General features: G+C 42.2%; 17 protein-coding genes and 2 pseudogenes. 9 read left to right on the forward strand and 10 right to left on the reverse strand.

Going from position 1 to position 20,468, the window contains the following annotated elements; genetic code table 11:
- Positions 1-80 precede the first annotated feature (80 nt).
- Positions 81-380 (reverse strand): Dabb family protein, encoded by a 300-nt coding sequence (locus FHS16_RS29300; RefSeq protein WP_183570926.1) that lies wholly within the window; start codon positions 378-380, stop codon positions 81-83.
- Positions 381-585: 205 nt separating this feature from the next.
- Positions 586-2,010: an MFS transporter gene (locus tag FHS16_RS29305; protein ID WP_183570928.1), complete on the reverse strand. Its 1,425-nt coding sequence runs from the start codon at positions 2,008-2,010 to the stop codon at positions 586-588.
- A gap of 652 nt (positions 2,011-2,662) precedes the next feature.
- On the opposite strand from FHS16_RS29305, the gene FHS16_RS29310 reads away from it, so the two are divergent.
- From FHS16_RS29310 to FHS16_RS29335, 6 genes are all read left to right on the forward strand, one after another.
- On the forward strand, positions 2,663-3,034 hold the full coding sequence (locus FHS16_RS29310) for a winged helix-turn-helix transcriptional regulator (protein WP_246432029.1): 372 nt from the start codon (positions 2,663-2,665) through the stop codon (positions 3,032-3,034).
- A 1,069-nt stretch (positions 3,035-4,103) separates the two neighbouring features.
- Positions 4,104-4,244, forward strand: coding sequence for a hypothetical protein (locus FHS16_RS29315; protein ID WP_183570930.1), 141 nt, complete (start codon positions 4,104-4,106; stop codon positions 4,242-4,244).
- A 97-nt stretch (positions 4,245-4,341) separates the two neighbouring features.
- A complete protein-coding gene (locus FHS16_RS29320) occupies positions 4,342-4,854 on the forward strand; it encodes a nuclear transport factor 2 family protein (RefSeq protein WP_183570932.1) in 513 nt (170 codons plus the stop codon).
- A 321-nt stretch (positions 4,855-5,175) separates the two neighbouring features.
- Complete coding sequence (locus FHS16_RS29325; RefSeq protein ID WP_183570934.1) at positions 5,176-6,711, forward strand: spore germination protein; 1,536 nt, start codon at positions 5,176-5,178, stop codon at positions 6,709-6,711.
- A complete protein-coding gene (locus tag FHS16_RS29330) occupies positions 6,708-7,925 on the forward strand; it encodes a Ger(x)C family spore germination protein (protein ID WP_183570936.1) in 1,218 nt (405 codons plus the stop codon). Before FHS16_RS29325 ends, FHS16_RS29330 begins: the two co-directional genes overlap by 4 nt.
- Before the next feature lie 244 nt (positions 7,926-8,169).
- A complete protein-coding gene (locus FHS16_RS29335) occupies positions 8,170-9,267 on the forward strand; it encodes a GerAB/ArcD/ProY family transporter (RefSeq protein ID WP_183570938.1) in 1,098 nt (365 codons plus the stop codon).
- Positions 9,268-9,515: 248 nt separating this feature from the next.
- Here the strand turns inward: FHS16_RS29335 and FHS16_RS29340 are convergent.
- Positions 9,516-9,626, reverse strand: a pseudogene (locus tag FHS16_RS29340) (oxidoreductase); the annotation flags it as partial.
- 438 nt (positions 9,627-10,064) lie between these two features.
- Here FHS16_RS29340 and FHS16_RS29345 point away from each other — a divergent pair.
- Entirely contained in the window at positions 10,065-10,721 is a 657-nt protein-coding gene (locus FHS16_RS29345; protein WP_376769718.1) for an NAD(P)H-dependent oxidoreductase, read from the forward strand.
- A gap of 641 nt (positions 10,722-11,362) precedes the next feature.
- Here the strand turns inward: FHS16_RS29345 and FHS16_RS32120 are convergent.
- Positions 11,363-11,473, reverse strand: a pseudogene (locus tag FHS16_RS32120) (FMN-dependent NADH-azoreductase); the annotation flags it as partial.
- A gap of 140 nt (positions 11,474-11,613) precedes the next feature.
- On the opposite strand from FHS16_RS32120, the gene FHS16_RS29350 reads away from it, so the two are divergent.
- Positions 11,614-12,639 carry a glycosyltransferase family 4 protein gene (locus tag FHS16_RS29350; protein ID WP_183570941.1) on the forward strand — a complete coding sequence of 342 codons (1,026 nt, stop codon included), beginning with the start codon at positions 11,614-11,616 and terminating at the stop codon, positions 12,637-12,639.
- Positions 12,640-13,329: a glycosyltransferase family 2 protein gene (locus FHS16_RS29355; RefSeq protein ID WP_183570943.1), complete on the forward strand. Its 690-nt coding sequence runs from the start codon at positions 12,640-12,642 to the stop codon at positions 13,327-13,329.
- Positions 13,330-14,023: 694 nt separating this feature from the next.
- Here FHS16_RS29355 and FHS16_RS29360 read toward each other — a convergent pair.
- From FHS16_RS29360 to FHS16_RS29385, 6 genes are read right to left on the reverse strand one after another with little or no spacing between them, the layout of a single operon-like run.
- Positions 14,024-15,007 carry a histidinol-phosphatase HisJ family protein gene (locus FHS16_RS29360; protein WP_183570945.1) on the reverse strand — a complete coding sequence of 328 codons (984 nt, stop codon included), beginning with the start codon at positions 15,005-15,007 and terminating at the stop codon, positions 14,024-14,026.
- A complete protein-coding gene (locus FHS16_RS29365) occupies positions 15,004-16,482 on the reverse strand; it encodes a leucyl aminopeptidase family protein (protein ID WP_183570947.1) in 1,479 nt (492 codons plus the stop codon). Before FHS16_RS29365 ends, FHS16_RS29360 begins: the two co-directional genes overlap by 4 nt.
- Positions 16,482-17,384, reverse strand: coding sequence for a metallophosphoesterase family protein (locus FHS16_RS29370; RefSeq protein ID WP_183570949.1), 903 nt, complete (start codon positions 17,382-17,384; stop codon positions 16,482-16,484). The genes FHS16_RS29365 and FHS16_RS29370 overlap by 1 nt, the downstream gene beginning before the upstream one ends.
- Before the next feature lie 33 nt (positions 17,385-17,417).
- A complete protein-coding gene (locus tag FHS16_RS29375; protein ID WP_246432030.1) occupies positions 17,418-18,785 on the reverse strand; it encodes an MATE family efflux transporter in 1,368 nt (455 codons plus the stop codon).
- Positions 18,775-19,479: a PHP domain-containing protein gene (locus tag FHS16_RS29380; protein ID WP_183570954.1), complete on the reverse strand. Its 705-nt coding sequence runs from the start codon at positions 19,477-19,479 to the stop codon at positions 18,775-18,777. The genes FHS16_RS29375 and FHS16_RS29380 overlap by 11 nt, the downstream gene beginning before the upstream one ends.
- 59 nt (positions 19,480-19,538) lie before the next feature.
- Positions 19,539-20,450: a carbohydrate ABC transporter permease gene (locus tag FHS16_RS29385; RefSeq protein WP_183570956.1), complete on the reverse strand. Its 912-nt coding sequence runs from the start codon at positions 20,448-20,450 to the stop codon at positions 19,539-19,541.
- Positions 20,451-20,468 lie beyond the last annotated feature (18 nt).

The following is a 20,468-nucleotide window of genomic DNA, read 5'->3' on the forward strand; positions in this document are numbered from 1 at the left end:
TCTTTTTTTTATATTCGGTCAGCACCGTAACTTAATGACATTGTCGGCAACGGGGGGCCATTGTGATTGCCAAGCTATCTTTAATAATCGTAATCGATTACCATGGCACGCGTCGCTTCCCGTTTCCAACGAAGATTCTCAAAATCGTCATGCAACGGATGCGAAGCATATGCCGCATAGTCCTCCTGGCTGTCGAAAACCATAGAAATTCCGTAATCCATATGGTTATTTGGTTTCAGCCGGAAAGCGCGGAACTGCTTCACGCCTGGGATCTTAGTCAGTTGATGCTCCGCATCGCGCATAAAGGCTTCCGCAGCTTCAGAACCTGCCTCATGTTGAAGGCTAAAAATAATCATATGATGAATACTTTCATTATTCATTTTAGTGTCCACCTCTATTTAAATTTGATAAATAAATCGTTGCAAAGGGAGCGTTAACCTTTCTTTATACTCATCGGGCAGATCGTCTATATCCCAGTGCTCGAACAAACCGGACTGCCTGTCTAGGAACACAACTACTTGGTCTTCAGCTCCTTACGTGTTAATGCAAATTAGTGCCACGTGCATAGCTTCTCCCTTCTACGTTTTAAACATGCATCTCTTGAGGAACAGCCCCGGCAATCTCTCTTTTGCCGCCGTTCATGAATGCAAGAAACAAGGCAGCGATCGCAAAATATCCACTTACGATTAATGCTGTATGGAAGCCTGATAACATAGCCTGATTCGCAGATTCATTTACAGCCGATGCAGTAACAGTCGTCGCGATTGTCGCCAAAATGGATAAGCCCAAGCTTCCCCCGAGTTGTAGGAACGTGTTCACGATACCGCCGGCAATTCCGTGCTCTTCAGGTTTTACATCCTGCATGGAACCCGCGATAACGGCTGTAAAGGACGCGCCGACCGACAAACCCAGCACGATAAAGGCTGGGAGAATAAATGAGACATAGCTTTTATCCATACCCATATTACTTAACCAAAACATTCCAATTGCGTTGATCAACTGCGTGACGATCAGCAGTCTTTTTGCCCCGAACTTACGCATAAAGAACGGCGTGATTTGTGTTACAACGATTGATGCAAAACCAAGTGGTAAGAAAGCCATGCCGGTAGCTAAAGACGAATAACCTAGCTCGTGGAAATACAGAGTCGAGAAATACATAAATCCGGTCAAATAAGAATACATCAAAAAACCAATGATATTGGACGTGACGAGCGAGCGAAACTTGAACAAACGAAGTGGCATTAACGGATTCTTGGCATATTTTTCGACCAATATGAACGCGCCTACTAATATTACGCCGATTATCAACAGAGTAATCTTCGCAGCCGACCAACTCCCGTCGACATCAGGCATGGAGATGCCATAGACCAGAACGAAAATACCAGCCAGTACAGAAATCAATCCAAACCAGTCGATGGACTTTTTTTCGCTCTTTACGGTAGGATTTACTTTCACGAAAATTAATCCAATGATTAGCAAGATGCCAAGCGGAACGTTCAGGTAAAACAACGATCTCCAGCCCACAGAATCCGTTAGTAATCCGCCGACGATCGATCCGCCCGCCGCTCCCGCTGACCCTAAGGCACCGAAAATTCCAAATGCTTTGTTACGCTGCGGTCCGACCGGGAAATTGTTGCTGATAAGCGACATCGCCGCAGGAATGGAAAGGGCCGCCCCGATTCCTTGGATCGCCCTACTGGCAATCAGCCAGATCTGATCAGTCGCCAAGGCGCCGGCCAGTGAAGATGCCGCGAAAATTGCCAAACCAATCATTAAAACACGTTTTCTTCCAAGTAAGTCGCTTGCTCGTCCTCCTATCATCAGAAAACATGCGAACGTAAGCACGTAAGAAGTGACAATCCATTGCAAATCGTTCGCCTGCATGTGAAGCGCCGTTTGGATGGAAGGCAATGCGACGGTTACTGTTGAACCATTCATAACCTCGATGAACTGGGCAAAACAAACTATAATTAACAACAACATATTCGCTTTTGTTATACGATCACTCACTATTTCTCCACTCCTTCTTTAATGGATCGAGGAATGATGAGTCCTCAAGTCCTGTTTAACATTTCAAATGCTATATGATACCTATCTACATTTCTCAATTCCTTCTACGCTTGATCAATCGTCAAACTGCGGTACATCGAGTTAAGTTAAGCATGTAGATCACTTTCGCGGACGCTAACTGTCGCATATCTCTAAACGGTGGCACGAGAGGCTTCATTCGCCCGCTTAACGCCCCCAAATACATTTGTTTCTGTGTAGAGACCAAATATTGGGCATATTCATTCGAACAATATTTGTAGTGTCAAGAATGGACACGGGAATGCCTTCAAACGATTTAGCACAAGATACATCCATAATAATTTCTCCATTGTTGAACGTTATCGTTAATCCGTAAATGGAATAAAATGTTCAATCATCTCCCATTAGGCATTGGGAAGCTGTAAATCCTGTCGGTCTGTACGGCGGCTTAATTCCTTCTTATGGTGGTCAACGTCTTGGCAGCATCATCAGGCGCGTTTTGAATTGGCCAACGCTGATAAAGATAATGTCCATCCGGGACCAAGGAGCTCCCGTAGTGACATTTAAATCGCTATTTAGTATAATTAATTTAAAGTTTACTTTTTAGTCTAATGCTAAAAAAGAAAGTAGGTTGATGAAATTGAAATGTTCGAATTTTGATATGCCTTGTATCGAATCGATTTCCGAAGTGTTGCAATTTCTTTCGGGAAAATGGACTTTTCTAGTCATAACAGAGCTTCTAAAGGAACCTCAACGTTTTAATCAATTGCGAAGAAATTTAGGTAACGTAAATACGAAAGGATTAACAGATACATTACGGAATTTAGAACAACATCAAATGATTAAACGCCAAGTATTTCCCACTGTTCCAGTGACAGTCGAATACTCAATTACAGAAAAGGGACAATCATTCTCAAGCGTATTTAATGAAATAAATCGATGGAAAACAGAATGGGAATCTCCTTCTTTACCGCAACTCGTTGAGCCTCATTTCATTGAAGGGTAATGAGGCAAGCTCTTTTATATGGGTGGGTTCCATTTAACTAGTGAATCCATCCAAAATCGTGTTAAGATCAAACTGCTGATTCATTGTTACTCAGTACTGCAAATACCCTGACGTCACATAGAACTTTCGTATTAATGATAGAGAATTGAAATGGAAATAAAGTAATTAACTTCGCTTATTCCAGCTTGTATTGTATTGTCCTAACTCACCCGCCCCCACTTCATTACTCAATCGATCACTTGCCAACATCACGGCCGTATCCCCTGCAGCCAAACCCGGATTGTACGGCAAGTTTACTAAAGTATTCAAACCATCTGGATACAAAGAATCCACAAAATATACCCAATATAATATTTTTAATACATCGTCTGCCGTATACAGCATCCGAGGAATTCACATCCAATAGCAGATGAAGCGAAGCTTCGATAAACAATTCGCACGGTTTTGTAATGAGTATGCTAACTGCGTCAAAGAGACGTTTGCCTCTCTAACAAACCGGGCATACCATAAGCGTAAAAGCATCTACTTTCCATACTTACATTCTTTCCGATGTTGTATGCCTACATCTGCAAACCCTCTTCTCATTAGGATTGTAAGTGAACTTCACTTGCTTCGGGATCAACTATAACAGGCCTTCTTACTTTTCATAAGAAGGCTATTATTTTAAATATGCTTTAGAAAAATAAAGCCTCTTACCTTTTTAATTGTTAAACAATTGTAATAGTAGATGACCTTCCAAAACTATCTTCTTTTTCGCCATTCCGTTTAAACGGTCTCCTGGCTTTAGTTTTTTAAAGCATGTTTAAAAAAAGTGCGTTCTTATGAAGAATTTGATTACCTGTTATAGTTGACTCCGAGGCAGTTGAGGCACAATTACCATCCCTAATGAGATTTCTCCCATGTAGAGAGCTACAACTTACGAATGAATAAAACATACTCGTCGGGAGGAAAGCTACAATAGGGGTGAGATTAACCCAATGAGTAACTTCTGACGGTACTCGCATTTTAGCGGCCGTTCTAACGGTCATTCTTTGGGCGTTTACCATCCCAAAAGCGGGGGCGCAAGAAGATGATCGTAGATCTTGTTCGTAAGGCAGCGACGGTCAACCACGGATATATGCACGAGATTGACATGATTGACAAGGAGAACGTTAAAGGGGTTTGGGCGCTGTTGTACGAAACGCAAAAAAGTGATGGCCTTTGGAATTAGCAGCACGAAACTAACGCACAGTACAGTTTGGATGAATAGCCGGATTTAAATTTATAATTTGAATTCTCTGTATATAACTAAACGAGGACGTGATTGAATGTCAGTATACACGGATCAACAAATAGCAGTTAAAATAGTAGAACTTGAAGCGAAATATCAGCGCTTAGAAGACCTCGAGCTAATCAAACAATTGAAAGCCCGTTACTTCCGTTTTGTCGATGAGAAAAAATGGACGGAGTTTGGAAACCTGTTTACATCGGATGCCACAATTATTTCGCAAGGTGTGGATTATTCCAAGGGCGGGGCAGCAGCTTACGGGAAGATGATCGGAGATCTTGTGGATAAAGCTCCGACGGTTCACCACGGATATATGCCTGAAATCGAAATAATAGATAAGGATAATGCCACAGGGGTTTGGGCCATGGACGATTTGTTGACATTCCCCGATGTGAATGACGCTTATCCAGGGCATCACGGTTACGGCCAATACCGTGAATCGTATAAAAAGGTGAATGGTACCTGGAAGATCAGCAGCACGGATCTAACGCGGTTCCGTATGGATCCTCTAAAGAACTGGGATCCGAATACAGATCCTATAACTGGAAGGTAAATCATAAATTAGATAGCTGATATAATAAATTACCCTTTTAGACGCCCTACAAGGCACTAAAAGGGTATTTCACATGAACAGATTCCTATGAGTTCAGGACTTGAAAAATCCGTTCTTAAAAAAACCTCTAGAAGCCCGAAAAGCCATGGTAGAACGCGATCGCGATGCCATTACCCTCAAGCATATATCGGTTCCGATTTCTATTGCTTCATTATGTACACTTATTTTTCTCCCTCTCGTGTCTCAACATCGTATAATATTTTTCCAAGTACACATACTATTCTCAAGTTTTAGGGATTTTTGTGAAGGGGGAGTTGAGTGTTGAGCTTTGAAGAGACCAATCATGATAAACTCACTGCTGACTTATCCACAAATGTTCAACAAATCAAAGCACATCTCGGGAATAGTTCGGATGTAACGATACGAGAGTTTACAGTACCGATAAATCGGGGAGCTGTAATCGTTTATCTCAATAATCTTGTTAATAAAGAACTTGTTCATTCTATTATGAAATCTATATTTGAACTTTTAAAAACATATTCAGAAAAAAACACTAAAATAAATATTCCTTCTTTGAGTTATATTTGCAAAAATTTATTAGTTGTATCTGAACCTATAATTATTTCAGAGTTATCGGAATTACATAATGCAATTTTGTCAGGTCATACATTCCTACACTTTGATGGAATGGCAGAAGGTTTAGCCATTGATACAGCTAAGATAGAAAAAAGAAATGTCACGGTACCTGTTTCACAGAATGTAATCAGGGGACCTCAGGAAGCTTTCACGGAATCTTCAGAGACGAATCTATCACTTATACGAAAAAAAATAAAAAATCAAAATTTGTGGTGTGAGAGTAAATTTATAGGAGATATTTCGAAGACAAAGATTGAAGTCATGTTTATAAAAGGCATTGCTGATGAAAAAATCATTCACAGTATTCTCAAACGTTTAGATTCAATTAAGATCGAGGGTGTATTTGAAGGTAATTATATTGAAGAGTTAATTCAAGATAATAACAACACTTTATTTCCAACAGTTTACAATACAGAAAGGCCAGATGTAGTAGCTGCTGCTCTTCTAGAAGGTAGAGTGAGTATCATCGTTGACGGCACGCCGTTCGTCTTACTTGCACCAGCACTCTTCACAACATTCATTCAGTCTGCAGAAGATTACTATCATAAAGACTATGGCTTTACAAGATTACTCCGTTTTTTTGCGTTTTTCATAACATTATTATCTCCTTCAATCTTTATATCTTTAGTAACGTACCATCAAGAAATGTTACCTACACCGCTTCTAATCAATCTGGCGTCACAGAGAGAAAGTACACCATTTCCAGCTTATATTGAAGCCTTATTTTTGGAAACTGTATTTGAATTATTGCGAGAAGCAAGTATAAGAATGCCTAAGGCCATAGGCAGTCCGATTTCAATTGTGGGTGCGCTGATCCTTGGGCAATCTGCTGTAGAAGCCGGTTTAGTTTCGACTGGTATGGTTATTGTAGTAGCCCTTACAGCCATTTCTGGTTTTACATTGCCAAGCGTTGAAATTGGTATTCCGATTCGAATTTTGCGGTTTATCTTTATGGGAGCTGCGGCTGTATTCGGCTTTTTTGGAGTAATGGCCATGATTATTGTAACTATCCTTCATCTATGCCATTTGGAATCCTTTGGTATCCCATATATGAGTCCTTTTGCTCCATTTAAGTTAAAAAGTCAAAAGGACAATTTAATAAGGATGCCCTGGTGGCGAATGCATTACAAACCAGATTCCTATAGAAGACAATACATAACTGAGAAAAAAATAAATACCGAGGAAGAATACATAAAACATAGAAAAGAGTCGCCTTCATGATGAAATATTCAAAAATAATCATTTCTTTTGCAATGCTTCTTTATATAACTGGGTGCTGGAGCAGGCATGAATTGAATGAATTAAATATTACATTAGGTCTGGCGATCGACAAATTAAACGGGAGATATTACGTGAGCGCTCAAGTCGTCGTTCCGGATGCTTTAGTAGCAAAAAAATCAGACTTTCATCTTCCAGCTACTACAGTGGAAGCATCTGGCGCTACCTTACAAGAAGCGATAAAAAGAATTACTACAACCACATCCAGGAGAATCTATTTAGCGCATTTACGCACAGTCATTATTAGTGAGGAGCTTGCCAAGAGCGGCATTAGGGATATTTTGGACTTTTTCAGTCGAAATAATCAAATCAGACCAGACTTTTATATTGTCATCGCCAAGGACGTTTCAGCACAACAAGTTCTCAGTGTTATACCAAGGATTGAGAAAGTTCCTTCTCAAAGATTATATCGGACTTTACAAAATTCAGAAAAAGAGTGGGGTCCGACTACTGGCGTGTATTTAGATAAGTTGATTTTAGGTATGACGAATCAGGGGAGTGAAGCTGTTTTAACAGGAGTGACGGTAATAGGAAATGATGCATCCTCCGCTGGGTCAAAATCAAATGTTGAGCGAATGGAGGGTGCAGCAGCTATTCAATTAAGGAATCTAGCTGTATTCAAAAAAGATCGTCTGGTGGGGTGGCTTAATGAAGATCAAAGTAAAGCTTATAACTATATTATGAATAACATACAAAAAACCAGTGGGCATCTTCCATGTCTCAATAGCGATAGACTTATTGGTATTGATATTATGAAATCTAATACTCATGTTCGTGCATTTGTAAAAAACAAGCGACCTATTATTCATATACAAGTAAATTTCTTTGCAAATGTTTCCGAAGTTCAATGCCCAATGAACCTTAATCAAGAAACTCAACTAAAGCAAATTGAGGGTGAGGCTGAAAAAAAGCTAAAAGAAATTATTGTAGATACGATTGATGAAGTGCAAAAAAAGTACCGTACAGATATTTTCAGATTCGGTCATAAATTTCACCAATCCGTCCCCACGTACTGGATTTCCGTTAAAGATCATTGGAATCGAGTCTTCGAAACGTTACAAGTTGAAGTAAGCGTCGATGGTAAAATTGTGAATACGGGAAGTGATAGAAACTCTGTTATTAATAAACTAGAACAGAAAGAGGAGTCAGCTGAATGAGAATTACTTTTATTGTAATACTTTTCTTTGCACTCGTTTTTTACGAACTCCCTGTGCTCATTTCTGAGAAACGTAAAGCTGAGGCTATTGCCTTCATAACTCTAATGCTTTTTGCTTTTTTATTATGTGTGATCAGACAAACAAGTATAGAGACTCCGAACCCATTAGATTGGATTCTTCATTTGTATAAACCGCTTAATGACATTTTTGGGGTCAGATAATTTAGGAGAAAGTGAGTGATCTAGTGAATAAAATCAATCAATTTCAATTTATGCTACTTATCTCATTATTTACAGTCGGGAATTCTATCCTTTTACTCCCGGAGCTGTTATATCGAACTGCATACCATGATTCGTGGTTAGCGATCATTATTGGTATTGGCGCTTCCCTGTTAATAAACATGTTGTTACTTAAGCTGTCTCAATTTTATCCTGATCTCACTTGGGTGGAGATTAGTGAAAAGTTACTAGGAAAATGGTTCGGTGGCCTGGTATCCGTGTTTATGTTATTTTATTTGCTTTACGGAGTTACAGTGTTACTTTTTCTTTCAGGACAATTTATTAACATTGAAATTATGCCGGAAACACCACTAGTCGCCTTTTCTATCACAATGGCCGTAATTATGGTATTTGGGGTACGCCTTGGATTAGTAACGCTAGGAAGAGCTGCTGAAATCTTTTTTATGCTTGTCACACTTCTTTTTATCTTACTGCTGGCATTGCTAGTCCCTCAAATGGAGCTAACAAACATTAAACCAGTATTAGAAACTCCCATCAAAAATATTATTCATGCATCCTTTGTCTATTTTTCAATATCAGGAGGCCCTTTAGTATGCTTTCTAATGATACTTCCCAATACGTTGAGACCCAATTTTAAGTCATTTCAACTCGGAAGTCTAATTGGAGGTTTGTTCATATTTTTAACTACATTAACATGTATCTTAGTGCTGGGACCTAATATGCAGTTCGAAACCTATCCAAGTTATTCAATCGCTAAAAAAGTAAACGTTGAAGACTTTATTACAAGAATCGAATTGATTTTCGCCGTAATTTGGTTTGTAACTATTTATTACAAATTAGCACTATACTTTTATGCCACAATTAAAGGGTTTTCCGATTTATTTAAATTGTCGAAATTCACTTCAATTAGTTTGCCGATTGCAATAATAGCGGTAGTATTAAGCACAGTTATTTTCCCCGATACTGCTTATGAGAGTATGTGGCTATTGACAATTTATCCTTTTTATTCTTTTACTGCAGGAGTAATTCTACCGATTCTTTTATTATGCGCGCATTTTATTAAGGCAGTGGTAAGTAAATTGATGGTAAAGGAATCACGATGAATATCAATTTCCTTTAATTTTGTTAGGTAAAAGCCAACAGATTAAATTAATTTGGATAGCTATAACGGCTGAGCTTATGAGATATATTTGCTATCCCTAGATAAATTCATTTTGTAAGGGTTAGAAGGTCAAGCCCCCAAATCGTAAATTTGAAAAAGCCCTATGCTGTACTCATGTGCCGTTTCCCATCCGTTTGATCCAGATTCCTACGGCTATGCACACTCAGAACTGAGAACCAACATGGGGTTAAATTGCTGAACCAGGAATCCGTTCGCGCCATGAATTTTGACTCCGTCGAAAACTGCTTCATTGGCTCGTCTTACCGCATCTCCAAATTTCTTGATGAAAGCCTCTATTTCGGTAATTTATACCTCTATAGTTGGTTCCAAGGCAATTTAAGCTTCAATGCCCATCATAAATGAGAAGAGGTCTTGACCCATATTGGGCTCATCGCACGGAGATGATGGTCTTCCGTATGGATAATCCTCTTGCGAACAGGGATCCTATTAGAGATCCCGTAACCGGAAAGTTACGACCAAATGGATAAAATGAAATGTCACTCTCCAAAACGCTGTAATATACAAGAAGTTATGTCCATAAAACAAAAATAACCATGTTTGACGCGGCTGTACTGGATGAATGTTCCTATCTGAATTACTTTCGTCAATTTCGACGCATAGAACAGTACTGCGGGTGGGATAATCAAGACTCCCCTGATTCAGCAGATCTAATTTTGTAATTAACTCAAGGAGTAATATCTAATAATTAACTCAAGAGGTGAATTTAAATCAATGAATATCGAGGAAAAAAAAACCGATTTGTTGTCCACGTTTTATTTCAGGCATGCAACCAAAGAATTTGATCCAACGAAGAAAATATCCGATGAGAACTTTCGATTCATTCTCGAGGCCGGTCGCCTTTCTCCGAGCTCGGGGGGCAATGAGCCGTGGAAATTCTTGATCGTACAGAGTCCAGAATTCAGAAAGGAACTCGCTCCTCACGTAACCGGGGCGGCGCGGTCGCTGCCTACATCGAGCCACTTCGTTATCATTTTGGCCAGAAAAGGGCTCACTCATGATTCTTCATACATCTTGGAACAGCTAACCCAAGTGAAAGGTATGCCTATAGAAGTTTATAAAAGCATGGAGCAAGCTTATGCGCAATTCTACGAAGATCTTCATCTGAATTCTGAGCGCGAACTACTGGACTGGTCTTCAAAGTCAACGTACTTGGCGATGGGAAATATGATGACGGCGGCGGCGCACATCGGCATCGATTCATGTCCGATTGAAGGCTTCGATATGGATGCCGTCAATGAACTGCTCGATAACAAAGGTTTACTTGGAAACGACGAATTCGGATTGAGCGTAATGACGGCATTCGGCTATCGGTCCAAAGAACCAAAACGTCCCAAAACGAGACGCCCCATGGAAGAAATCGTTCAATTCGTATAATACTACGTCACCAAGGGCGGGGCGTCCTAATCGACGTCCGATACGTCCATCTCAAGCGATTCGTTTACCCAAGCGCAGGCTTGAGAAGAAGGTAGTGCATCACAAAAGCAGAAGATGCGGGTATATGTAGCGACTGAATATCTATGCAGGATTTGTTCATCCAACCTTAGCGTAAAGAATACATATCAGGGAAACATCGGTACGGCTAGTAATATGTATAAATAAGGGAATGGTATCTGGGAAATATCAGTCGCTTGGAGCCGCATATCAGGTTGTATCTTTTTGCGAACTAGGATTCTATAATATCGCCCCTGGAAACCGGACGTCTTGTTACCGAAAAGTAAATCCGATGTGTGATGATCAAGCTTGCCAATCGCGAGAGCAATTCGACCATGTACTTTTATAAATTAAAAGTACAATTTGAATTGTGAAATACAATAAAAGAGCTTACATAGAGGTAGCTCTGCTTACTTGGTGAAATATTGTGTCTAGGTTCAAAATAAAGATTAACGAATCGAGTTGTTTGTTCATTACAACCTATCCAAAAATTCGGGTAATAAGCATGAAAGGTCTCGTAATTAATTCTCGTATACCTCGTCTGTGCTCTTTTCGTACCTTCATTCCTCCACGTTACTGTTTGGCTATTGCAACACCACTTCTGAATTTCTAATCTCTGTCCCCAGAGTTCTTACAATCTTATAATCCTTAATTCCCAGAAAATCAAACATAGATTTCAAATATTTATGCTTATAAGAAGGTCCCGAGATGATTCCATCTTTCTTTCGCTTGCAATACGCTGTAAAAGCCATTAGAGCCGTGCCCCTAGGGAAATCCGCTCATATCCTATTGTGAATGCCTGTTGTATACATCGACGCAAGGAGCTGAGGTGCACTTGAGGATAGTACAAATCTCAACGAATACAATTCCTGTCCCACCTAAGAATTACGGAGGTACGCAGCGTGACGTACATTATTTGACTGAGGAGCTAGTCAAACGGGGACATGAGGTGTTTCTGTTCGCCAAAAAGGGCTCGACATCGAACGCGACCCAAACGTTTGAATACGAATCGAACGATCAAACTAAGCAGTTGGATTTCATTATCAAGAATATGCCAAAGAACATCGACATCATCCATGATCATTACGGGATCGTCGCGAAAGCAAACCCTCCGATTCCAACCATCTGCCAATCCCATTCCAAAGCAATTAAGTCGAGCGTTCAGATCCGGGTCTACGTCAGCAAATTCATTTTGAGTAAGTACGGTAAAGGAAATGGTTACGCCATTTACAACGGCATGAGTATGAATGACTATACCTTCCGAAAAAAAAAGAAAAAGTACCTGCTCTTCCTCGGAAGGCTAATTAAAGAGAAAGGCGTTCACCTAGCCATTAAAGTAGCCAAGAAGACACGGCGAAAGCTTATCATCGCCGGCACGCTAAATGACAAGAAATACTACCGGGCCAAGATCAAGCCTCATTTAGGTAAAAAGATCCGCTATATCGGCCCTGTCGGTGGCGACCGTAAACGCAGACTGCTGGCCAACGCGCACTGCGTCCTGTTCACCTCTACATGGGATGAGCCGTTTGGGCTCGTCCTCGTCGAAGCAATGGCGAGCGGTACGCCCGTGCTCGGTTTCCGCCGTGGTGCCGTTCCCGAAGTGCTTCGCGGCGTGCCGCGGCTCATATGCAACACGACTACCGGAATGGCATCGAAGGTTCGCAACCGCAAGCGGCTTCCCAGCGCCCGCGCGTTAAGAAGGTACGCCAGAACCCGGTACTCCGAGCATAACATGACGGACGCATTCTTGCGGCTTTATCGGAATGTGATCAATAAGAAGTTATATAAAATAAAGAAAAACGCGTTATGGAATCGGCGTAAAGCAAAGCTTCAACGTCCTTCGAATGGAGATGAGGGTTAAATGATTACCGTAATCGCATGCACGATGAGGTCCTCCTGCATCGACAACGTGTTTGAAAATTATGATCGCCAGCTTTGGAAGAACAAGAAGATGATAATCGTATTGAACAATGACAAAATGGACATCGAGGTCTACAAGGAGCGAGTCAGCCAATATCCGGAAGGCGAAGTCACAGTTTACCAATTACCCCAAAAATACCGGTTAGGTAAATGCTTGAACTTTGCCATTAAAAAGGCGGACAACGGCCTCATCGCCAAGTTCGACGACGACGATTACTACGGACCTAAATTTCTTCGGGAGGCAGCTCGCGCAATTAAACACGGCAGAGCATCTATCGTCGGTAAACACACCGCCTATCTCTATTTCGAAGCGAAACGTGCCCTCATGGTGTTCCGGCGCGGCAGCGAGTGGAAGTATAAACGCAACGTCAAAGGCGGCACTTTTGTATTCCGCAAATCTGTATGGCGCCGGGTCAAATTCCCCGCTAACCGAAAAGCTGGCACGGATGCTAGATGGCTCTCTAGGTGCATACGACGAGGCTTCCGCATCTATTCCGTCTCCAAACGGCATTATGTCTGCATCCGCCGCAAAAACTGGCAAAGTCATACGCAGAGAAAAAGCACCCACCGGTATATGTCGCACTGCAGGCTCGTACGCCTTACAAAGAATTTCCGCCGTTACGTCAAATAGTGCAGGCAGTGATTAACGGAAGCAAGGTCAACCAAATGGCCAGTTGACCTTGCTTAAGTGTTCCAAGGAGAAAGGCGAAATCATTCATTCCCTAGCAGATCAAGCATCCGTGCATTCTTCCTATTTACATACTGTCACACTACGTAAAACATATATCAGACTGACTCAGAAAACACGAAGAAGAAAAAGCCTATGTTCCTGGCTTTATCCGATTTCCTCTGGACCTTCTCGTTACTTACATAATTAACAGCCGTATTCATCACTGCATTACAGACATTTTTAAATGAGTATCCGCTACCCGAAATTGGTTTCACTATTACCTTACAGTCCGAATTTCAATCCAATAGAAGGACACTGGTTATGGCTTAAGCCGGTATGGTCAACAAAGGCTTTTTCGAAATGTTCTATAAGATAAAACTTCGTGTGAGCCAATTTCTGAACTAAATCAACGAACATCCGATAAAAACAATATACCGCCTGCATAAAAGGTAGTATCAATCGCTAGTGGAGCGTTGAAACGAATCCTCAACCTTTCAGAATTTTTATCACTGACTATCTTTATTTTTTAGCCAGTAAATCTGCCATTAAATTAACATCCTCTACAAAAGGGCAACCAGAATTAATCTCTGGTTGCCCTTTTTGTTAGTGACCATTTTTAAAATATTACTTTATGGATTCTTTCATCTACCTGTTATTACAACGCGGTATGGATTCGCTTGCGGTTCTCGAAATAGACAATTTCCGTATATCCTGTGTCACGAGCCAACTGTTCAGCTTCCTCCAGCATCGTTCCAATATCGTCGGGAAAATGCGAATCGGAACCAAGTGTGATGGGAACGCCATGCGCGTAGAGCCTATTCAAGAATGTTGGATTCGGGCACATCTCCTTTACAGGATAACGGTAGGCCAAGCCAGTATTAATCTCGGAAGCAACATCTGCCTCTTTAAGCGTCTTGGCCACATCATCGTACAGTTCCAGCATATCCGCCTCTTTCGGTCTATAATTGAATACTTTCAAATTATCGAGATGGGCAATAATATCGAAGATACCTGAACGAGCTGCCTGCTTCACATGCTCGAAGCCTTGAGCGTACAAGTCGAGCAAGTTTCTTTTCTCGAACAAATGTTGCAGCTCAGGGTTGTCAAACCCCCATCCGTCGATAAAATGCACACTTCCGATCACATAGTCCAGCTCATATTGGTCAAGCAGCTTCTTCAGCTCAACTTCCCCGCCCGGGAAAAAGTCCGCCTCCACCCCTAGCGAGATCGGGTAGCCCTTCTTCTGCGTTTTTTGTACCACTGACAAATACTCATCAATGGAACCAATCCGCACCTGTTCCAGCCAATTATGCTGCAAGCGGCCCAGATCGCTATTATCGAGTGTCATATACCGTTCATAATAGTTGCGAAACTCATCAAAGCGATATAGATGATCGACAATGCCAAACCTCTCGATTCCTCGCAGCTGTCCCGCAGTCATATAGGTTTCGATCCAATGCTCGGAGAAGCTGCCTTCCGATAATCTCTTCTGCAAGCGTTCAATCTGTGTGGTCATCCAGGACAATGAATGCTTTCGTTCTTCACTGCCAGCGAGATTTGCAATGGCGGATGCCGTTCTCTGCAGCCATTTGAAGGAATAAGGTCCTTCTTCAAGATGGAAATGAAAATCTACCTTCACTTGTTTGTCTCCTCCATCCTCAAAACCGCCCGATCCATCAAATATGCTGCCAGCATCCGAACTCCGAATCCCGTAGCCCCGACGGCATGCTCACCCTTCGCCGAAGAAGCTGACTTAGCACCATTCATATCGATATGCACCCATTTGAGCGAAGCATCCACGAATTTATGCAAGAACAGTGCTGGAGTAATGACTCTAGCTCCAGGTACATTACTGATGTGGCTGATGTCGGCGTAATCACTGTCCAAATAGGATTCATATTCGAGCTCTAAAGGCATCTGCCATAGCTTCTCACCAAAAGGAGCTCCGGACGCCTTAAGCGCAGCGGTTATTGCATCATCTCCAAAAGCAGCCACGATTTTGGAACCAAACGCATGAGCTACTGAGTTAGTTAATGTCGCCACATTAATCGCTTCGCTTGCACCGATCGTGTGCGCATGAATCAGAGCGTCTGCGAGAATAAGTCGGCCCTCTGCATCCGTATTGCAAACTTGGACAGTAAGTCCGTTCGCATAACGAATTGTCTCTCCAGGCAGAAGAGCGTCGTAAAATGGACAATTCTCGGCTACAGGAATCAATACCGCTACATTCGCTGCAGTACCGCTATTAACGATAATGTCCAAAGCCCCAAGCACAGCCGCAGCACCTGCCATATCCATCCGCATTTCACTCAAGTCGTAATCCCGTTTCAAGCTAATTCCGCCTGTATCAAACGTTATACCTTTGCCAATTAATGCCGTAAGCGGAAGTGAAGCATCCGTACAGTACCGAAGCTCGATAAATACAGGTGAATGGCTGCTGCCTCTGCCTACTGCTGTCAGACCTGCGAATTGCTGCTCATCTAGTCCCGCTCCCTCGTAGAGCTTAATTTGAACTTGTGTTTCAGCAAATCGCTCTGCGACTCTCTCCGCCAACATCCGGGGGCGAAGCCCATTTGGCGGTTCATTGGTCAGCTCGCGTGCCCAGATAACACTCTCGGCGCGTATATTTCCAAGTTGAATCGCCTGGTGGTTATCCTCTGTCTCATGAACATTCAAATATAAATGCGTCGCCATCTTCTCCCCTGGCTTGGACTTATACTTCGTAAAGGAATAGGTGCCGAGCTTCCACCCTTCAACCCATCCGGAAATGAGATCCGTATCAAGCTGTTTGACCAAATCTCCTCTAATCAACGCTTCGAAAGAAACGACCGCCGACTGACGACGCTCCTGCCATATGGAACGGCCCGCATTCCCTGCTGCCTCTCGAATGATAGCCTCATTGAAACCATCCGTCTTGCCAAGTCCAACGATCAGGAAATCATGTTCATCATTTCGGCCGTAAAACCAGTTCACAGCATGCCTTGTGCCAATACTGGACACTAGCTTCAATGCCCGGAAGCTTTGCAAAACGTCTGGAAGTGCATCTAGCCGATCCTCGAATACCGGAATAATGATGGTTTCTGATAGGATGTTCGATCCAAAATCAATATTCATCACACTACCTCCCCGTCGTCTTGTCTGATCCAAGTGTCAAATGAACGCTTGCCTTCATGAAGGCTAATGACTCTCGCCCCTCTTTTTAGATTGCCATAAGTGTTATACCCGGTCGCTCGGCCATAGCACATGCGAATCCCATGCCATGTTCCACAGTAGTCATTATCATGATCATGGCCGACAAAGGTTCCCATCACATCCCCCAATTCAACCATCGCACTGAACAATCCGCTATTGATTTTTGGACATTCAACATCTTCTCCCTTTATTCCGGTAACTTGCTCACCTGTCCATGCGAATTCGTACTCAGGGAACGGAATATGGAAAAATGCGAGTGCAGATAGAGGGGTTCCATTATGCTTGGTATACTGGCGGGATTGCTCCATATACCATTGAATCTGATCATGATGAATCCATTCATATCCACCAATTCGCTCAGGCGCATACGAGCCTGAATCAATAAAGTACAGCATACAACCATCGTCACTTCCGTCTGAACGCTTCACAGGCAGCGTATAATTGCCAACTCCATGAATACCGGAAAGTCCCGCCATCGTCAAGCAACCGGCGTATTCTTGCTGAACAGCTAGAAGTTGTTCCCTCGTCACAGCTTCTTCAGCATCATGATTGCCGAATACAGCAGCCCAAGGAATCCCCGAACGGACAACCGGCCCAATCGCCTTGCGGCACGAAAGCAGCGGATCTGTTACACCATGGCTCCCATGCAGATCACCTGTCAGCACGACAAGATCCGGCTGTTCTGCGGTTAGAATTTGTTCGATAAGCTGTACTGTCCTATCATCATCTCCACGCTCTTTTGCATGTTCATCTCCAATATGCAAATCGGTCAGCTGTACGATTTTAAATGTCCCGTCCGGTCGAAATTTCAGTTCATTATTCAAGCTGTATACCTCCTTTTTAACTCATGCCGCCAGCTACATGGACACGCTACTTGAAGTAACGAGAACTACCTTCTTCCATGCCCTTCTTCTCCATCTATAGAACATTAAGCCTGCTCTAACCCATTCATCAATTGCAAAAGCAATCCAAATTCCCGCTAAGCCCATATTTAATGTAATTCCCATAACATATGCTAGTGGCACACTTATTCCCCACATGGATATAATTCCAATGATAACTGGAAAGCGCACATCTCCTGCTGAATTGAGTGAGCTAATAAGCACCATATTACATGCCCTTGCAGGCTCTAGCCATATGGATAGCAGGAAAAGCTCGGTGCCAAGTTGGATAATATCCGTATCTGAGGTGAACAGTCGAAGTAGTGGCTCTGAAATGAAGTATAAAATGACGCTTACGCTACCTGTTAGCAGAAGCCCGACCTTTAAGCTGTACACTCCTGAACGATACGCGTCCTCCTTTTTATCGGCTCCAATCAAATGCCCTACAATAATTTGTGTTCCTGATCCTACTGCCATCGAAATAATAAATATAAAAGAGGTCATATTTTGCGTATATATTTTTGTTGTAAGTGCAGCCGCTCCCAGCAGCGTAATAAAATAAGTAATGATGCTTTGCGATAAATTATAAGAAACCGGCTCTCCAGCAGATGGCAAACCAAGCTTAAATAGATAGCGCAGGTCTCCTCCTTGGATTCGCCTAGGACTAATCAAACGAATAGGATGCTCAAGCTTGCGATAGCAAAGCACTAGAAAGCCAAGCAACGATATAATTCTGCATACCCAGGTTACAGCCGCGACTCCTTCTACACCAAGCACTGGCAAGCCGAATGGCTCCATTAATACCAAATAATTGCCTAAAATATTAATTACATTGATCACGAGAGACAGCACCATCATTTCCTTTACAATACCTCGGCAGCGCAGCATAGTCCCTAATGTCATCGTTAATGCAATCATAAACATCGAACCGCCTACTATAGACAAGTATGCCTCTCCAATTCTACTAACCTCATCGGATAAGTGAAATAGTGAAATAAACGCTTCAGGAAAAAAGAATAAAGCCGCACTAATAATAAGACCCAGCATTAGGTTCAGCGTCAATGATGTAGAACTTATTCGCTCCACTCCTCCAAACTGCCCTGCGCCAAGCCATTGATTCAACATTACCGCAGTACCAATTGTAATAAATCCAAATATCATTCCCGCTACAGTAAGTACTTGATTGGCTATTCCAACTGCAGCTACCGCTTCATCCGAATACCCGCTTAACATCATAGTATCAACTGCACCTAGCAGCATACCAAACAATAACTCAATAAAGATAGGCCAGGTCAGCGTAAACAATCCAGGGGTATTCAAAGCTGCTGAACGCTTAGAAGACAACTTCATCAGCTCCCTGCTCTATGAATATCGGCTGACTAAAAGCACCAAAGCCGCCCTCCAAATATGCAGCTATTCGGACATATCCCTCATTGCCACGGCATGTGTAGGTAAGCTCGTTAAAGCGACCCGCTTGTTCGTACAGTACTTCTCCATGTTTACCAATTAGCGTCACAAATTTTCCAAAGCCCAATACCCTGCAGCCATGTGGTAATACCGCATCCCATCTTTCAAAGGCAATATCATATTGAGGGGACCCATCACCGTTAATAACCTCAATGCCTGTGTAGGATTTCATCGCAAGCATGTACTCAAGCTTCCAATCTTGCGAGTAAACTCGGTTAGAGTGAACTAGGACAGAAAATCCCCCGTGCGCTATACACGCTGCCGATAAATGGTCATAATGCTCCACGCTGAAGTCATAACTGAAATGATCCATTAAGTGCTCCGGTAAATGAACAAGAAGCATATGGCATTCAGGACTGCTAACCTCAACAGCCTCAAACAAGGTTGGTATATTGCTTTCTTCCGCATGAGGTGTAACTAAATTATGATCCGAAATCGCAAGCATATCATAAACACTGTACATCCGGTACACTGTTGTAAGGGGATGATGACACTCACTGATTGTTGTATGGTTATGAAGACTTCCTTTTAGCCATACTCCGCTTTGTCGATAAGGACTAACAAGCTTCATCCTGTTTCTCTCCTTCTATCTCTATGGTGCTCTATGTTGAATCAAGTTAGCTGCGCTTGTTATTCCTTAATAGAACCAATCATAACGCCTTGTGCAAAATATTTTTGCAGCAGCGGATACACGATTATAATCGGTGTGATAACAATAATAATCGTCGCCATTTTCAAAGAAGTTCCTGTCACTGTAATTTTCGCTGCCATTTCCAACTGAATAGCGTTCGTTACACTTGTTAACGTATCTGCCAGTGCCTTTTGCTTCGTCAGCATCTCCTGCAAAACAGTAGACAACGGCTTTAAGGATTCGTCCCTTACGTAAAATGCGCCAGTAAACCAGTCATTCCAATGTCCTACTGCATTAAAGAGAGCAATAGCTGCAAATACAGGCTTGCTTACCGGTACAACCATACGCATGAAAATCGCAAAATCCCCGCAGCCATCTATCTTTGCAGCTTCCTCTAGACCAGCCGGTATTTGTTCAAAGAAGGACCGCATAATCATCATGTTCCATACACTGTACAAGGCTGGAAGCACATAAACCCAAATGCTGTTTGTCAGCGATAGATTTTTGAGCACAAGATAGTATGGAATCATGCCGCCACTAAACAGCATCGTAAAGAAAATAATAAAAGTAATCTGCTTATGACCAGGCAGTGAACGGCTTTTCAAAGCATAAGCAGCCATCGCTGTCAGTACTACGCTTAAAACCGTCCCTACTACCGTTCGAAACATCGAAACAAAAAATCCATTAATAATGTTGGATTGCTTGAACACTTCCGTGAAGTTTCCAAACGTAAATGCCCTCGGCCAAAAATAAATACCGCCCTTTGCAGCATTCGACCCTTCATTAAACGCTAGAGCCAGTACATTTAAGATCGGTAAGAGAATACTTAAGCTTAGCAAGACAAGAATCGTAAAATTTATAAAGCTAATTAACTTGTCGAGTATTGTGGAAGACGTAGCTATTTTCTTCATGTGACGCTTCTCCCCGTT

This window comes from Paenibacillus endophyticus, assembly GCF_014192395.1.
GTDB lineage: Bacteria > Bacillota > Bacilli > Paenibacillales > Paenibacillaceae > Pristimantibacillus > Pristimantibacillus endophyticus.

Bases quoted from the DNA above. Each gene is read 5' to 3' on its own strand.
- FHS16_RS29300 (WP_183570926.1), bottom strand. From the start codon at position 380: ATGAATAATGAAAGTATTCATCATATGATTATTTTTAGCCTTCAACAT.
- FHS16_RS29320 (WP_183570932.1), top strand. From the start codon at position 4,342: ATGTCAGTATACACGGATCAACAAATAGCAGTTAAAATAGTAGAACTT.
- FHS16_RS29385 (WP_183570956.1), bottom strand. From the start codon at position 20,450: ATGAAGAAAATAGCTACGTCTTCCACAATACTCGACAAGTTAATTAGC.
- FHS16_RS29310 (WP_246432029.1), top strand. From the start codon at position 2,663: ATGAAATTGAAATGTTCGAATTTTGATATGCCTTGTATCGAATCGATT.
- FHS16_RS29380 (WP_183570954.1), bottom strand. From the start codon at position 19,479: ATGAAGCTTGTTAGTCCTTATCGACAAAGCGGAGTATGGCTAAAAGGA.
- FHS16_RS29365 (WP_183570947.1), bottom strand. From the start codon at position 16,482: ATGAATATTGATTTTGGATCGAACATCCTATCAGAAACCATCATTATT.
- FHS16_RS29330 (WP_183570936.1), top strand. From the start codon at position 6,708: ATGATGAAATATTCAAAAATAATCATTTCTTTTGCAATGCTTCTTTAT.
- FHS16_RS29355 (WP_183570943.1), top strand. From the start codon at position 12,640: ATGATTACCGTAATCGCATGCACGATGAGGTCCTCCTGCATCGACAAC.
- FHS16_RS29315 (WP_183570930.1), top strand. From the start codon at position 4,104: ATGATCGTAGATCTTGTTCGTAAGGCAGCGACGGTCAACCACGGATAT.